Here is a 14,843-nt window from a genome sequence, read left to right as displayed (position 1 = left end):
CGACGAGAAGCAGCGCGCCGTGCTGTTCGGCGCCGAGCAGTACGCCCGCCGCTAGGCGGGCGGCGCGTCGGCCACCCGGTACCAGTAGCGGTGGCTTTCGCGGAAGCCGAGGCCGGCATAGAGGGTGCGGGCCGCGGCGTTGCCGGCCACCACCTGGAGATAGGCGCGGGCGGCCCCCTGCGCCTGGCCCCAGGCGAGGAGCGAACGGGTGATGGCGAGGCCGAGCCCCGCGCGGCGGCGCGCGGGGTCGACGGCGATCTCGAACAGGCCGACGAGGTCGCCTTCGGCCACGGCCAGGCCGCAGGCGACGGGGACGCCGTCGCGGAGCAGCAGGCCGAAGCACGGCCGCGGCACCATGCGCTCCAGCATCGCGCGCAGGATCGGCCGGGTCGCCGCCGGTTCCTGCTGCAGGATGCTGGCGGGCTCGACCCATTCGGCCGCCCCGGGCAGGGGCCGGAAGCCCGGGTCGCGTTCGCCGGGCATGGCCGCAAGGTCGGCCGTCTCGACCACGGTCTCGTCGATCCGGCGATAGGAGCGGCCCTCCAGCAGCGGCTCCAGTCCCGGCGGCGCCAGCGGCGACAGCCGGAAGATCGATCGCTGCCCGGCCGCCCGGTAGAGCGCCTCGACCCGGTCGATCCGCGCCGGCAGGTCGCCCTCCGCGCCATAGATCGGGTTGGCCGAGTTGGCGCGCTTGGTGAAGCCGTCGGCGAAGCGCACCACCCAGCCGTCGACCAGCGCGACCCGCAGCGCCGGCCAGGCGTTGAGCCCCGCCTCCTCGAGGCGGAGCACCTGGGCCCGGTCCATCAGTAGGTCATGCAGGCGGCGTTGAGGATTCCGGCGGTCACCGCGATGGCGGCGAGGATCGTCCCGTGCGCGGTGTCGCCGGCCTCGATCTTGGCGCTGAGGCCGGGCTTCAGGACCCGGGTCACGAGATAGGCGCCGATCTGCACCACCAGCACGACCAGCGCCCAGATCGCCATGTCGATCAGGTTCTGGCTGTGGACGATGACGCTGGCGAAGGGGATGGCGAAGCCGATGGCGGCGCCCGACAGGCTGATCGCGGCCGCATTGTTGCCGGTCCGGATCAGCGCCCATTCGCGGTGCGGCGTGACCAGCGTGTAGAGGAAGAGGAAGAGCGCCGTCAGCGCCACCGCCGAGCCGAAATAGGCGAGGAAGTTCGGCAGCGTCTCGAGATAGTTGGTCTTGAGCACGAGCATCGTCCGACCCTTCGCGGCAGCTGGTCAGGTGAAGTAGTGCGGGACGAAGCGGCTGCCGTCGCGGGTGATCGGGCCGTCGTCCTCGCGGATGCCGATGCCGGCGGACTGCGACGCCACCACCCAGGAGCCGATCACCGGATAGCCGCCGTCGGTCTTGGGCAGCCGGTGCAGCGCCTGGTAGACGAAGCCCTCGGCGCCGTAGGGGCCGTCCGAGGATTCCCCGCCGACGATCTCGACATTGGCGCCCTCGCGGCCGAGGATCGGCTTGCGCACCTGCGGGCCCTGGATCGCACCCGGGTCGAACGACGCCTCCAGCAGGTTGGGATGGCCGGGCGCCATCTCCCACAGGAGCGGCAGCATCGCCTTGTTCGACAGGACCATCTTCCAGGCGGGCTCGATCATCTGTACCCGCGACGGCCCGATGTTGCGGCCGAACTCCTCGCCCAGCAGCCATTCCCACGGATAGAGCTTGAAGAGGGTGCGGATCGGCTGGTCGTCGAGGTCGACGAAGCCGAGCCCGTTCCAGCCGATCTCGTCGATATGGAGGAAGGCCGTCGCCAGCCCCGCCTGGGTCGCGGTGTCGCGCAGGTACTCGACCGTGCCGAAATCCTCGGCATGGTCGCGCACGCAGGCGAAATGCACCGGGTTGCGGATGCCGAAGCGGCCCCAGGCGTCGATCAGCCGGTCGTGGATCGAGTTGAACTGGTCGGTGCCGGGCTTGACCGTCTCCATCCACTCCCACTGCACGACCGCCGCCTCGAACAGCGACGTCGGCGTGTCGGCATTGTATTCCAGCATCCGGGGCGGCCCCTCGCCGTCCCAGGACAGGTCGAAGCGGCCGATCAGGTTGCGGTCGCCGCGCTTCCAGCTCGCCTCGACCAGCCCCGCCGCCTCGTCGGAGAGGCCGAGCCGCCCATAGTCGCCGGCCGCGACCACCCGGTCGACGAGCGCGAGGCACATCTGCTCGAGTTCGTTCGTCGCCTCCTCGATCTGGTCCACCGCTTCGGCCGTCAGGGCGTAGCAGGCGGTCTCGTCCCAGTAGGGGACGCCGTCCGAGGTGTGGAACGAGAAGCCGAGGGCCTCCGCCCGTCGACGCCAGTCGACGCGCGGAACCAGCCGCTCCCGGCGGAGCCCGGTCATGTCCGGATCACGAACCGGAGCCGGACGACATCCTGGTCGCCGTCGAGCCGAAGCCGCTCCGCTGCGTCGAGGAACTGGCATCGGAGCGCGCGCTGGCCGGGGTGGCGACGGACCCACCCGAGGGATTCCAGTTGCCGATGCTGCGGCCGCCGGCAGCACCGCCCGAATAGGCGCGGTTCTGGGCGTCGCGGTAGACCGGCTGCGGCGGCTGGCCCATGCGGCTCATGAGCTGGCCGCCGAGATAGCCCAGCATCAGCGGCATGAAGAAGCCGCCGCTGCCGGACTGCGCCGTCTGCTGCTGCCCCGGGGCCGCGCCCGGGGTCGTCCCTTGCGCCTGGGCACCGTCCGGCGTCGGCGCCGTGGTGCAGTTGGCGGCGCCGAACTGCGCCTCGCACTGCTCCTTGGTGGCGAACTTCGGCGCCGTGCGCACATGCTCCTTCTGGGCCGCGGCGAACTGGCTGTCGCAGGTCGCGGCGTCCAGGACCTTGCGGCACTCGCTGGCGTCGCGGAAGAACTGGCCCTCGCTCGCGACCGGCGTGTCGTCGCAGCCGGCAAGTCCGACGAGGCCGACGGTGCCGAGCAGTGCGAGGCGGATGGATCGTGAGCGCTTCATGGCCCTGCCTTTCTCCCTGTCTCCGCGGGCCCGCCTTCAGCGCAGGCCCTTGAACGATTCCGTGGCGGCGACGAGCTGGCTGCGGATGCCGGGCTCCATCGCCGAGTGCCCGGCGTCCGGAACGACCGTGTAGCGCGCCTCCGGCCAGGCCCGGGACAGTTCGTCGGCGGTCACGATCGGGCACACCATGTCGTAGCGGCCCTGGACGATGACGGCCGGAATGTTCCGGATCCGGTCGATGCGGCGGATCAGGTCGTTCTCCGCCGTATAGACATGGTGCGTGAAGTAGTGCGCTTCTATACGTGCCAGCCCCAGCGCCTTGCGGTCCTCGCCGAACGAGGCGACCGTCTCCGGGCTCGGCAGCAGGGTCGAGCAGGCGCCCTCGTAGAGGCTCCAGCTCCGCGCGGCCGGCATGTGGACGGCAGGATCGGGATCGGTCAGCCGCCGGTAGTAGGCACCGAGCAGATCGCCGCGCTCGGCCGCCGGCACGCCCTCGCAGAACTTCCGCCACGCCTCGGGATAGACGGTGCGCATCCCATAGAGGAACCAGTCGATCTCGCTGCGCCGGCAGAGGAAGATGCCGCGCAGCACGAGGCCCAGCACGCGGTCGGGATGGGCCGTCGCATAGGCCAGCGCCAGCGTCGAGCCCCAGGAGCCGCCGAAGACGACCCACTTGTCGATGCCGCGATGCACGCGCAGGCGCTCCATGTCGGCGACGAGCGCATCGGTGTCGTTGCCGTCGACGGCGCCGAGCGGCGTCGACCGTCCCGAGCCGCGCTGGTCGAACACCACGATCCGGTAGTGGGCGGGATCGAAGAACCGGCGATGGGTCGGCGTCGCGCCGGCCCCGGGCCCGCCGTGGACGAAGATCGCGGGCACGCCGTCGGCGCGACCGCTCTCTTCCCAGTACATGACGTGCGGGGCGTCGAGGGCGAGCATCCCCGTGGCGTAGGGCGCGATCTCCGGGAAGAGGTCGGCGCGCGCGGTTCCGGTGTCGGCGTTCGGCATGGCCCCTGTATTAGCGCAACGGCGCCGCCAGGGCCAGGATGGGGCGGCCCGTTCGGCCCGCCGCCATCAGGCCTCGACGAAGAGTTCGTCGGGCACGGCGACGCGGGCCCGCATGGCGGTGCGCAGCTTGTTCAGGGCCCGGTTCTCGAGCTGACGGACGCGCTCCTTGGAGACGCCGAGGGCACGGCCCAGATCCTCGAGCGTCGCCCCCTCGTCGACCAGCCGGCGCTCGCAGATGATCCGCCGCTCGCGCGGGGAGAGCGCGTCCAGCGCCTCCGCCAGCCAGCGCGAGCGCGAGGCCGCGTCGCGCATGCCGATCACCACCTGCTCGGGATCGGGCCTGGGGTCGGAGAGGAAGTCCTGCCACGATTCCTCGCCCTTGTCGCCGAGCGGCGCGCTCAGCGACTGGTCGGCGGCGGACAGGCGCATTTCCATGGTCTGGACGTCGGCGACCGAGACCTTGAGCGTCTCGGCGATCCGCTGGCTGCTCTCGGGCGACATCCCGTTCTGCTCGCCTTCGGCGATGCGGGCGCGCAGCCGGCGCAGGTTGAAGAAGAGCGACTTCTGCGCGGCCGTCGTGCCGGTGCGCACGATCGACCAGTTGCGCAACACGAAATCCTGCATCGCCGAGCGGATCCACCAGGCGGCGTAGGTCGAGAAGCGGACCTCGCGCGTGCAGTCGAAGCGCTCGGCCGCCTGCATCAGCCCGACATTGCCCTCCTGGATGAGGTCGCCGGTGGGCAGGCCGTAGTGGCGGAAGCGGCCCGCCATGCTGACGACGAGCCGGGTATAGGCCGTCACCAGTTCGTGCAGCGCCCGTTCGTCGCGGTGGTCGCGCCATTGGCGCGCCAGTTCCGCCTCGTGGTCGCGGCTGAGGATCGGCGCCCGCATCGCCGTGCGGATGAACGAGGCATTGGCGCGCTGCGTGTCGGTATCGTCGAGATGGGCCATCGAACGTCCTCCGCAACCGGTACGCGGAAGACGGGCCGCCGGATCAGCCATCCGGGCGGCCAGGCGGCCGGCCCTGGAGGAGGCGGCCCGCCCGCCGCAGCGAGCGAGACCGTCTCCATCCTCGGGCGAGTCGGCACGGAGCCGGTATCAATCCCGCATCACGTTCCCGTGACGCGGTGCAGCATCGCGGCTACTCGGCGGCGGCGGCGACCGGCGTCGCGGTGCCGTCCGGGGCGGCGCTTTCGGCCACCAGGGCGGCGATCGCGGCGTCGAGCCCCAGGGTTTCCTGGTCCGGCCGGCCGAGGCGGCGGATCGAGGCCGTCCGCTCCTCCGTCTCGCGCTTGCCGACGACGAGCATGACCGGGGTCTTGGCCAGGCTGTGCTCGCGCACCTTGTAGTTGATCTTCTCGTTGCGGCGGTCGAGTTCGACCCGGAGGCCGCGGGCGCGCAGCAGGTCCGCCACCTCGGCGGCATAGGCGTCGGCGTCGGAGACGATCGTCGCCACCGCCACCTGGGTCGGCGCCAGCCACAGCGGCAGACGGCCGGCATAATGCTCGATCAGGATGCCGATGAAGCGCTCGAACGAGCCGAAGATCGCCCGGTGCAACATCACCGGATGGTGCTTCTGGCCGTCCTCGCCGACATAGAAGGCGCCCAGCCGCTCCGGCAGCACGAAGTCGACCTGGAGTGTGCCGCACTGCCACTCGCGGCCGATCGTGTCGCGCAGCGTGAACTCGAGCTTGGGACCGTAGAACGCGCCCTCGCCCGGGTTGAGGACATAGGGCAGCCCGGAGGCGTCGCAGGCCGCCGCGAGCGCCGCCTCGGCCTTGTCCCACACCGCGTCGCTGCCGTGTCGCTTCGCCGGCCGGTCGGCCAGCTTGACGAACACGTCGGCGAAGCCGAGGTCGCGGTAGACGCCGAGCAGCAACTGGCAGAACGCCTTGCTCTCCGAGATGATCTGGTCCTCGGTGCAGAAGATGTGCGCGTCGTCCTGGACGAAGTTGCGCACCCGCATGATGCCGTGCAGCGCCCCGCCCGGCTCGAAACGGTGGCAGGAGCCGAACTCGGCCATCCGCAGCGGCAGGTCGCGGTAGCTCTTCAGGCCCTGGTTGAAGATCTGGACGTGGCACGGGCAGTTCATCGGCTTCAGCGCGAAGATCCGCTCCGTCGGATCCTCGGCGAAGGCCTTCACGCCCTCCTCGTTCTCCGCGATGTACATGCTCTCGCGGAACTTCTCCCAGTGGCCCGATGCCTCCCACAGCTTGCGGTCGACGAGCTGCGGCGTCTTGACCTCGACATAGCCCGCCCGATCCAGCCGCTCGCGCAGCCAGGCCTCCAGCCGGCGATAGAGGCGCCAGCCCTTGGGGTGCCAGAAGATCATGCCGGCCGCCTCTTCCTGCTGGTGGAAGAGGCCCATCTCGCGGCCGAGGCGGCGATGGTCGCGCTTCTCCGCCTCCTCGAGCTGGGTCAGGTAGGCCTTGAGGTCCTTCTCGCTCGCCCAGGCGGTGCCGTAGACGCGCTGCAGCTGGGCGTTGCGATGGTCGCCGCGCCAGTAGGCGCCGGCCAGCTTCATCAGCTTGAAGGCCTTGCCGAGCCGGCCGGTCGACGGCAGGTGCGGGCCGCGGCAGAGGTCGACGAAGGCGCCCTGGCGATAGACCGTGATGACCTCGCCCGGCGGCAGGTCCTGGATGATCTGCGCCTTGTAGTGCTCGCCGATCGACTGGAAATGGAGGATCGCCTGCTGGCGGTCCCAGACCTCGCGCGTGATCGGCTCGTCGCGATCGACGATCTCGCGCATGCGCTCTTCCATGCGCGCCATATCCTCGGGCGTGAACGGCGTCTCGCGGTAGAAGTCGTAGTAGAAGCCGTTCTCGATCGCCGGTCCGATCGTCACCTGGACGTCGGGATAGAGTTCCTTGGCGGCCTCCGCCAGCGCATGGGCGGCGTCGTGGCGCAGCAGTTCGAGCGCGGCCGGCTGGTCGCGGGTCACGATCTCGACGGTGGCGTCCTGGTCGATGGTGCGGGTGAGGTCCATGAGCACGCCGTCGACGCGCATGGCGACGGCGGCCTTGGCGAGGCCCTTGCCGATGCTCTCCGCGAGCGCCAGTCCCGTGGGCGGGGCGTCGAAGGGACGCACCGAACCGTCGGGAAGCGAAATCTGCACCATCACTCTACTCCTGCGCCGGCGGCCGTCGCGGCCCGGCCGGGGACGGCCTACACGCGCATCGTGTCAGGCAGGCCCTTGGCCGGGGCCGCATCGGGCCGGTGGCCTTGGATGTCGTCGAGCGCCGCGACCACGGCATCGAATGCCAGGAGGATCGACCCGTGCCGCGACTTGAACCGCTGCGCCGGGGCGAGGACCGCGAGTTCGGACCATTCCCCCTCGGGCGGCGGCGCCCCTTCCTTTAGCATCGCCTTGAGCGTCTTGGCCACCGCCCGGATTTCCGCCGCGGGACGGCCGACGACGTGCCGCCCCATGATCGAGGCCGAGGCCTGGCCCAGCGTGCAGGCGCGTACCGTCTGCCCGAAATCGGCGACGCGGTCGCCCTCGAGGCGGACGTCGACGGTCACCCGGCTGCCGCAGAGCGGGCTCGTCATCGTCACCGTGGCATCGGGCGCGGCGAGCCGCGTGGTCCGCGGGATGTCGCCGGCCAGGGCCTTGACCCGGTCGCTGTAGAGGGCTTCGACGCCGTTTGTCATCGTGGCTCGACCGCAGGAGGTTCGTCGCCTCCCTAAGTGGCCCCGCCCGCGCCGCCGGTCAATTCGCCGCGCGGGGAACGTCCCGCGCGCGGCCCGCGTTGGACAGCCATGACGAGACCCGACGCCCGACGCCCGCCCAAGGATGCCCCGAAGCCCGCGGAAGACGTCCGCCGGCCCGATCCGACCGCCCCCGACGAGCAGGACCACGACCGGATCCGCCGTCAGGACCACGAGAAGGCACGGCCCAGGGACTCCGGCCGGGAAGGCGCCTGACCGCCGCCCTCAGGCGCCCGCGGGCGCCGGGTGCCCTCAGGCGCCCGCGGGCGCCGGGTGGACGGCCGCCCAGTGGCGGGCGATGTCGGCCCGGCGGCATACCCAGACGCCGGCATGGCGGCCGACATGGTCGAGGAAGCGCATCAGCCCGGCCGCCCGGGCCGGGTGGCCGACGAGACGCTGGTGCAGGCCGACCGACATCATCTTCGGGCTGGTGGCGCCCTCGGCGTAGAGCACGTCGAAGGCGTCGCGCAGGTAGGTGAAGAAATCCTCGCCGGTCCCGAACACGCCGCGGCCGAACTTGGCATCGTTGTTCGAGAGCGTGTAGGGCACGACGAGGTGCGGCCGCCCGGACACCCGGGTCCAGTAGGGCAGGTCGTCGTTGTAGGCGTCGGAATCGTAGAGGAATCCGCCCTCCTCGACGAGCAGGCGCCGGGTGTTCACCGACGGCGAGTAGCGGCAGTACCAGCCGATCGGCCGCTCGCCGACGGTCTGCCGCAGGGAGGCGACGGCGCGCCGGATGTGCTCGCGCTCCTCCTCCTCCGACAGTTCGAAATGCTTGATCCAGCGCCAGCCGTGGCAGCACACGTCCCAGCCCGCCGCGCGGATCGCGGCGGCGGCGGGCGGGTTGCGTTCCAGCGCCAGGGCGCAGCCGAACACGGTCAGCGGCAGGCCGCGCTCGCGGAAGATGCGATGCACCCGCCAGAAGCCGACGCGGCTGCCGTACTCGAACATGCTCTCGCCGGCGAGATCGCGGCCCTTGAGCGGCGCCGTCTGGCTCGCCCCCTCGGTCAGCGCGGTCTCGGTGAAGCCGTCGCCGTCGTCGATGGAGTATTCCGAGCCCTCCTCGAAGTTGAGCACGAGGTTGAGCGCCAGGCGGGCGCCGCCCGGCCATTGCGGATCGGGCGGGTTCGCGCCGTAGCCGATCAGGTCACGGATAGTCTCGGCCATCTGTCCTCTCCCGGGAAATCGCGGCGGCAGTCTCACGGCCATGGAAGGTAGCCGAGACCGACCAGCCAGAGCAGCGCCAGAACGAGCGAAACGAGGGTCATCGGCACCCCGCAGGCGGCATGGGTGCGGAACGACAGGCGCACGCCGACGACTGCCGCCCGCTCGGCGACGATGATGTTGGCGAGGCTGCCGACGAGCAGGAGGTTGCCGGCGAGCGTCGACAGCAGCGCCAGGCCGTAGAGCAGGCCCGGCGCCGCATCCGGCACGGCGCGCAGGAAGAGCATCACCGCCGGCACGTTGCCGACGGTGTTGCTGCCGCCGACGGCGACGGCGGCCAGCACCAGCGGATCGGCGAGCGGCAGGCCGCGTTGGGCGAGCCAGCCGACCGCCAGCGCCGGCAGGCCGGTCTCGCTGAAGGCCGCGGTCACCACGAAGAGGCCGGCGAACAGGACCAGCAGCGACCAGTCGACGAGACCGAGGATGGTGCGCGTCGCGAGGTTGCGCGACAGCAGCATGAGCCCGCCGATGATGAGCACCGACTCCGCCTGCGGCAACGGGCTGGCGAAGAGGGCGAGCAGCGCCACCGTCGCCGCGCCCGCCCAGGCCAGTTCCGCCCGGTCGACCCTGGGGGCCACCGGGCCGCCCTCGGGCCGGATGGTCCAGCGTCCCCGCCAGACCAGCAGCACGGTGACGTGGACGACGACCAGCGAGAGCAGCGCCGGTGGACCGCAGGCGAGGAGGAAATCGAAGAAGTCGAGCCGCCCGCTCTGGCCGATCAGGATGTTCTGCGGATTGCCGATCATGGTCGCCGCGGAACCCGCGTTGGCCGCGCCCGCGAGCGCGATCAGGAACGGCCGCGGGTCGAGGCCGCGCGCCCGGAGCCCGAGGCAGAGGAGCGGCGTCATCGCGAAGACGACGACGTCGTTGGAGAGCACCGCGGCCAGGACCCCCGTCACCGCGACCGTGAGGCCGAGGAGCGCCGCCGGGCCGGCACGGGCGGCGGCGACGCGGGCGACGCACCAGTCGTAGAACCCGCTCTCGGCGAAGCGTGCCGAGAGGATCATCAGGCCGAACAGCACGAAGAGCGTCGGGAAGTCGATCGCCGCCAGCGCCGCCTCGGGGGTGACGGCGCCCGCGAGCCCGAGCCCGATGCCGCCGATGAGGGCGATCCCGGTTCGGTCGAGGCCGAGGCCGGGCCAGCGCCCGAGGGCCATGCCGGCATAGACGGCGACGAAGACGATGACGACGAGGAGGGTCAAGCCGGGGGCGCGTCCGATCGCGGGCGGAAGAGCGGGACGGGGAGGCCGTGCGACCATATCATCGTCGCCATGATCCCTGCGCCCGCGCGTTCGTGGTGGACCGCATGCTGACCGACGCCGAGGCATGGATGCGGCCGGCCGCGTTCGTCCTGGTGCTGGCCCTGCTGGCGGCAGCGGAAGTGCTGCGGCCCCGGCGAACCCGCACCCTGCCGCGGCGGCGGCGCTGGCCCGCCAACCTCGGCATCCTCGCCATCGACGCCGCCCTGCTGCGGCTCCTGCTGCCGGCGGCCGCGATCGGCGCCGCGGTCGCGGCCGAGCGCCACGGCTTCGGCCTTCTCAATGCGACCGCGCTGCCGGCGTGGATCGCGGTCCCGGTGGCCGTGGTGGCGCTCGATCTCGTGATCTGGGCCCAGCATGTCCTCTTCCACCGGATCCCGGTCCTGTGGCGACTGCACCGCGTCCACCATGCCGACCGCGATCTCGACGTGACCACCGGCCTGCGCTTCCATCCCCTGGAGATCCTGGCGTCGATGGCGATCAAGATGGCCGCGGTCGCCCTGCTCGGCGCGCCGGCCGCCGCGGTCGTCCTGTTCGAGCTGCTGCTGAACGCGGCCGCCATGTTCAACCACGCCAACCTGGCGCTGCCGGCCGGGCTCGACCGCCGGCTCCGCCGCTTCCTCGTCACCCCCGACATGCATCGCGTCCACCACTCGGTCCATCGCGACGAGACCGACCGCAACTTCGGCTTCGCGCTGTCCTGGTGGGACCGGGTCTTCGGCACCTACCGGGACCGGCCGCGCGACGGGCACGCGGGCATGGCGATCGGGACGCCCGGCTTCGACGGCCCGAGCGAAGAGCGGCTCGACCGGATGCTGACCCAGCCGTTCCGCCAGCCGGTTTCCATTGCGGGCGGCCGGACATTGCATTAGCGAAGCGGCAGCGCAACACGCCCTGCGGAAACCTCCATGACCGCGATCGACCCCGCGTTCGACGCCGCGTCCTACCTCTCGGCCGAGTTCGCCGAGCATGCCGCCGTGCAGCAGGCGACTCCGGACGCCGTCCGCGCCGGGCTCCTGCGGCTGATCGAACTCTGCGCCGCGTCGGTCGCTTCCGGCGGCAAGATCCTCTTCTTCGGCAACGGCGGCAGCGCCGGCGACGCGCAGCACCTGGCGACCGAACTCGCCGTGCGCTACCAGCGCGACCGCGCGCCGATCGCGGCCATGGCGCTGACGACCGACAGCTCGGCCCTGACCGCGATCGGCAACGACATGGGCTTCGACCAGCTCTTCGCCCGCCAGGTCCGCGCCATCGGCCGTCCCGGCGACGTCGCCATCGGCATCACCACCTCCGGGCGCAGCGCCAACGTCGCCAACGGCCTGGCTGCGGCCCGCGAGGGCGGGCTCCATGCCGCCGCCTTCTCCGGCGGAACCGGCGGGGTGCTGCCGGGCCTGGCCGATCCCCTGATCCTGGTGCCGTCGACGACGACCGCGCGCATCCAGGAGATGCACATCACCATCGGCCAGATCCTGTGCGGGGCGCTCGAGCGGCGCCTCGGCCTGGTCTGACGGGCGGGAGGGCGACCATGGTCCAGTCCGCCGACGCCGACCTCGCCGACCGCGTCGAAGCGCTCTCCCGGGTGCGGGTGCTGTGCGTCGGCGACGTGATGCTCGACCGCTACATCTACGGTTCGGTCGAGCGCATCTCGCCCGAGGCGCCGATCCCGGTGCTCCGCATCCAGCGCGAGTCCGACATGCTGGGCGGGGCCGGCAACGTCCTGCGCAACCTGCTGGCGCTCGGCACCGAGGTCTGCTTCCTCTCGGTCGTCGGCGACGACCCGGCCGGCCGCGAGATCCAGGCGATCATCGCCGGGGAAGAGCGGGTCGAGCCGCACGTCCTGACCGAGCGGGCGCGCACCACCCCGATCAAGACCCGCTACGTCGCCGGCCAGCAGCAGTTGCTGCGCGCCGACCGCGAGACGGTGGCGCCGATCGCCGAGGCGCTGCGCGAGGACCTGATCCACCTCGCCCGCTCGGCGGCGGGCGAACAGTCGGTCGTCATCCTCTCCGACTACGACAAGGGCGTGCTGCGCCAGGGCGTCGCCGCCGGGGTGATCGCGGCGGCCCGCGCCGCCGGCCGGACCGTCGTCGTCGACCCCAAGGGCACGGACTATTCGCGCTATCGCGGCGCCAACGTGCTTACGCCCAACCGGCGCGAGCTGGCGGAGGCGACCGACATGCCGGTCGGCACCGCCGAGGAGATCGTGCTGGCGGCGCGCCGGCTGATCGGCCGCCTCGACCTCGACGCGGTGCTGGTGACGCGCAGCCAGGACGGCATGACCCTGGTCGAGCGCGGCGGCGCCGTGCATCACCTGCCGGCCGAGGCGCGCGAGGTGTTCGACGTCTCGGGCGCCGGCGACACCGTGCTCGCGGTCTTCGCCGCCGCCGTCGGCGCCGGCTTCACGCTGCGCGACGCCGCCCGCCTCGGCAACGTCGCCGCCGGCCTCGTGGTCGGCAAGATCGGCACCGCCGTCGCCCACTCGGTCGAGCTGGCGCGGGTGCTGCGGGCCGGCGACGTCGAGCGCGGCGGCATCAAGGCCCTGCCCTTCGCCGCCGCCCTCGACCGGGTGCGCGGCTGGCGCCAGGAGGGGCTGACGATCGGCTTCACCAACGGCTGCTTCGACCTCCTGCATCCCGGCCATGTGGCGATGCTGAAGGCGGCCCGCGCCACCTGCGACCGGCTCGTGGTCGGCCTCAACTCCGATGCGTCGGTCGCCCGGCTGAAGGGGCCGAACCGCCCCGTCCAGGGCGAGAACGCGCGGGCGACGGTGCTGGCGTCGCTGGCCGACGTCGACCTCGTCGTCATCTTCGGCGAGGACACGCCGCAGACCCTGATCGAGGCGATCCGCCCGGACGTGCTGGTCAAGGGATCGGACTACACGCTGGACCAGGTGGTGGGCGCGGACTTCGTGCAGTCGACCGGCGGCCGGGTCGTCCTGGTCGACCTCGTGCCCGGGTTCAGCACCACCGCCACGGTGGCCAAGCTGGCCGGCTGACCCGTCAGGACGAGCGGGCGCGGGACGCCCAGATGGCCGCCAGGAAGAGGCCCTTCGCCCGCGGCAGCAGGACGAGGCAGAGCAGGAGCGCGGTCGTCGCGAGAAGGCCGGAGATCGCCCAGTCCGGCAGGCTGCTGTACTTCACCAGCCAGAGCGCGACCGGCGCCACCAGGTGGCCGACGACGAGGATGGTGAGCCAGGGCGGCGCGTCGTCGGCCCGGAGTTCCCCCCAGGGCTCGCCGCAGGCGGCGCAGCGGTCGACCTGCCGCAGGTAGGTCGCGAACAGGCGGCCACGGCCGCAGTTCGGGCACCGCCCGCGCAGCGCCCGCCGGATCGACAGCATGGTGTCGCGCGTTTCGCCCTGGATCATGCCGCGACCTCATGGTCCCTTCGGGCCGTCCTGTCCAGCGCGGCGCCGGCCTATGCCGGCCTATGACAGCAGCGCCGGCTCGAGGTCGTTGCGGGCCGGATCCTCGATCCGGCCGAGCCGCAGGGACGCGGTCAGCGCGAAGCGCAGGGTGACGGCACGCCGTCGCGCGGCCGGCAGCGGGTGGCGCGGCGCCTCGCGCAGCAGCGCCGCTCCGAAGCCGTCGGCGACCAGCAGGCCGGCGTCCGGCGGCAGCGCCGGCAGCGGGAAGTCCGCCGGCACGGCGAACAGCAGGGCGTCGCAGAATTCGCGGTATTCCGGCCATTTCCGGTCGGCGCGCAGGTCTGCGAGCGAGGTCTTGACCTCGACGATGACGATCTCGCCGCGGCGGTCGATGCCGGCGACGTCGGCGCGGCGGCCGGAGGCGAGCACGAGTTCCGTGACGGTCGCGAAGCCGAGGTCGCCGAGCGCCCGGCGGACGCCGCGGGCGAGCAGCCGGGCGAGGGCAGGCTCGGCGTCGGCGCCCGGTGCGGACCCTGGCGGGAAGCCGGACATGCGACCCTCAGCCGCGGTCCCGCGCGACCGGTTCGCCGGGGATGCGGGTGTAGCGCCAGACCGCGGCCGGCGGCAGGTTGCGCCAGACCCGGCAGACCCGGCGCGCCTGCAGGCGGAAATGGCGCAGCGGGATCGGCGAGATCGTGCCGTAGGTGAACTGGATGAAGCGGCCCTCGGGATGGAGGACGTCGAAGCCGCCTTCGATCACCCGGCGGACGAGCGCCCGCGGCAGCGAGACCAGCGGCAGGCAGGAGACGATGGCCGACACGGTCTCCACCCCCTCGGCGCGCATCAGCGCCGGCAGTTCGCCGGCATCGCCCTCGATCACGCGCACCCCGGGCAGGCGCTGGCGCAGCGCCGCGGCGAGCCCGGGATCGCGCTCGACGGCGTAGAAGCGTTCCGGCGGCACGCCCGACTGCAGCAGGGTCGCCGTGATCGGGCCGGTGCCGGCGCCGAGCTCGACGATCGCGCCCGGGACCGTCAGGTCGAGCTCGGCGGCCATCGCCCGGCCGAGGGCCCGGCCGCTCGGCCACACCGAGCCGATGCGGGTCGGCGCCTGGATCCATTTCCACAGGAAGAGCGCGGCGTCGCGCCGCCGATGGGCGACGGGCGGAGCGTGCCGCTTGTGTAGTCGATCGTGCATGCCGGGATCGGACGCTCTCGGGACGGGGGCGGGACAGCCGCGCAACCTAGCCGCCGGATTGTGACCGAACAACGACGGTTCGGTCGCGGGTTCGCGACGACCGTCGCCGCGACC

Annotated in this window: 16 protein-coding genes; 3 read left to right on the top strand and 13 right to left on the bottom strand. The window is 72.2% G+C overall.

Annotation, left to right across the window (positions count from 1 at the left end; all coding sequences use genetic code 11):
- Nucleotides 1-51: 51 nt before the first annotated feature.
- From ACE3Q3_RS00690 to ACE3Q3_RS00645, 10 genes are all read right to left on the bottom strand, one after another.
- Nucleotides 52-804: a GNAT family N-acetyltransferase gene (locus ACE3Q3_RS00690; RefSeq protein ID WP_374440264.1), complete on the bottom strand. Its 753-nt coding sequence runs from the start codon at nt 802-804 to the stop codon at nt 52-54.
- Nucleotides 804-1,217: a DUF350 domain-containing protein gene (locus tag ACE3Q3_RS00685; RefSeq protein WP_374440262.1), complete on the bottom strand. Its 414-nt coding sequence runs from the start codon at nt 1,215-1,217 to the stop codon at nt 804-806. Before ACE3Q3_RS00685 ends, ACE3Q3_RS00690 begins: the two co-directional genes overlap by 1 nt.
- Nucleotides 1,218-1,241: 24 nt before the next feature.
- A complete protein-coding gene (locus ACE3Q3_RS00680; protein ID WP_374440259.1) occupies nt 1,242-2,357 on the bottom strand; it encodes a glutathionylspermidine synthase family protein in 1,116 nt (371 codons plus the stop codon).
- A gap of 7 nt (nt 2,358-2,364) precedes the next feature.
- Nucleotides 2,365-2,970, bottom strand: a complete 606-nt coding sequence (locus tag ACE3Q3_RS00675; protein WP_374440257.1) for a DUF1190 domain-containing protein — start codon at nt 2,968-2,970, stop codon at nt 2,365-2,367.
- A 36-nt stretch (nt 2,971-3,006) separates the two neighbouring features.
- Nucleotides 3,007-3,978: a prolyl aminopeptidase gene (gene pip / locus ACE3Q3_RS00670; protein WP_374440254.1), complete on the bottom strand. Its 972-nt coding sequence runs from the start codon at nt 3,976-3,978 to the stop codon at nt 3,007-3,009.
- A gap of 66 nt (nt 3,979-4,044) precedes the next feature.
- Nucleotides 4,045-4,929: an RNA polymerase factor sigma-32 gene (locus tag ACE3Q3_RS00665; RefSeq protein ID WP_374440251.1), complete on the bottom strand. Its 885-nt coding sequence runs from the start codon at nt 4,927-4,929 to the stop codon at nt 4,045-4,047.
- Between the two features lie 190 nt (nt 4,930-5,119).
- A complete protein-coding gene (gene thrS, locus ACE3Q3_RS00660; protein ID WP_374440246.1) occupies nt 5,120-7,096 on the bottom strand; it encodes a threonine--tRNA ligase in 1,977 nt (658 codons plus the stop codon).
- Between the two features lie 47 nt (nt 7,097-7,143).
- On the bottom strand, nt 7,144-7,629 hold the full coding sequence (locus ACE3Q3_RS00655) for an iron-sulfur cluster assembly scaffold protein (RefSeq protein WP_374440244.1): 486 nt from the start codon (nt 7,627-7,629) through the stop codon (nt 7,144-7,146).
- A 309-nt stretch (nt 7,630-7,938) separates the two neighbouring features.
- Entirely contained in the window at nt 7,939-8,853 is a 915-nt protein-coding gene (locus ACE3Q3_RS00650; RefSeq protein ID WP_374440241.1) for an allantoinase PuuE, read from the bottom strand.
- A 32-nt stretch (nt 8,854-8,885) separates the two neighbouring features.
- Nucleotides 8,886-10,112: an SLC13 family permease gene (locus ACE3Q3_RS00645; RefSeq protein ID WP_374440238.1), complete on the bottom strand. Its 1,227-nt coding sequence runs from the start codon at nt 10,110-10,112 to the stop codon at nt 8,886-8,888.
- A 104-nt stretch (nt 10,113-10,216) separates the two neighbouring features.
- Here ACE3Q3_RS00645 and ACE3Q3_RS00640 point away from each other — a divergent pair, with 104 nt between their 5' ends.
- From ACE3Q3_RS00640 to rfaE1, 3 genes are read left to right on the top strand one after another with little or no spacing between them, the layout of a single operon-like run.
- On the top strand, nt 10,217-11,041 hold the full coding sequence (locus tag ACE3Q3_RS00640; protein WP_374440236.1) for a sterol desaturase family protein: 825 nt from the start codon (nt 10,217-10,219) through the stop codon (nt 11,039-11,041).
- A 36-nt stretch (nt 11,042-11,077) separates the two neighbouring features.
- Entirely contained in the window at nt 11,078-11,677 is a 600-nt protein-coding gene (locus ACE3Q3_RS00635; protein ID WP_374440233.1) for an SIS domain-containing protein, read from the top strand.
- A gap of 17 nt (nt 11,678-11,694) precedes the next feature.
- Nucleotides 11,695-13,164, top strand: a complete 1,470-nt coding sequence (gene rfaE1, locus ACE3Q3_RS00630; RefSeq protein ID WP_374440230.1) for a D-glycero-beta-D-manno-heptose-7-phosphate kinase — start codon at nt 11,695-11,697, stop codon at nt 13,162-13,164.
- 4 nt (nt 13,165-13,168) lie between these two features.
- On the opposite strand, the gene ACE3Q3_RS00625 is transcribed toward rfaE1, so the two are convergent.
- Genes ACE3Q3_RS00625 through ACE3Q3_RS00615 form a run of 3 tightly spaced genes read right to left on the bottom strand, consistent with a single transcriptional unit; the run spans nt 13,169 to nt 14,729 of the window.
- On the bottom strand, nt 13,169-13,534 hold the full coding sequence (locus tag ACE3Q3_RS00625) for a DUF983 domain-containing protein (RefSeq protein WP_374440227.1): 366 nt from the start codon (nt 13,532-13,534) through the stop codon (nt 13,169-13,171).
- A gap of 60 nt (nt 13,535-13,594) precedes the next feature.
- Nucleotides 13,595-14,086 carry an MmcB family DNA repair protein gene (locus ACE3Q3_RS00620; protein WP_374440224.1) on the bottom strand — a complete coding sequence of 164 codons (492 nt, stop codon included), beginning with the start codon at nt 14,084-14,086 and terminating at the stop codon, nt 13,595-13,597.
- A 7-nt stretch (nt 14,087-14,093) separates the two neighbouring features.
- A complete protein-coding gene (locus tag ACE3Q3_RS00615; RefSeq protein ID WP_374440221.1) occupies nt 14,094-14,729 on the bottom strand; it encodes a class I SAM-dependent methyltransferase in 636 nt (211 codons plus the stop codon).
- Between the last annotated feature and the right edge of the window lie 114 nt (nt 14,730-14,843).

This window comes from Allostella sp., assembly GCF_041913585.1.
Classification (GTDB): domain Bacteria; phylum Pseudomonadota; class Alphaproteobacteria; order ATCC43930; family Allostellaceae; genus Allostella.
This window is presented reverse-complemented; position numbering and strand designations above follow the sequence as displayed.